Source organism: Arthrobacter sp. Y3221157 (genome assembly GCF_059089865.1).
On the sequence record NZ_JBNHFD010000257.1, the window covers coordinates 1 to 262 of the forward strand.

Below are 262 nucleotides of genomic sequence, written 5' to 3' on the forward strand. Positions count from 1 at the left end.
GCCCCCCCCCCCTCACCCCCGGGGGGGGCGGGGGGGGCCCCGCCCCTGGGGGGGGGGCCCCCGCCGCCGTGCGTGGCTGGAAGTGCTACTGCCCGAGGAAGCTGATGGCGGCGTCGTCGGTCAGTTGTTCGAAATGCCGGTAGAAGCTGCCCACCGCACGGAACTTGCCCGGCACGTGCAGGCAGAGCACGGCGTCGCAGACGCGCTCCACGGAGGCCTCGGCGTCGATGGACGCCACCGGGGCGGCGGCCACCACGGTGGC

At 76.3% G+C, this 262-nt stretch carries 1 pseudogene; it reads right to left on the reverse strand.

Going from position 1 to position 262, the window contains the following annotated elements:
* Positions 1 to 85 precede the first annotated feature (85 nt).
* Positions 86 to 262 (reverse strand): annotated as a pseudogene (locus AC5RTT_RS20905) (phosphoribosyl transferase); the annotation flags it as partial.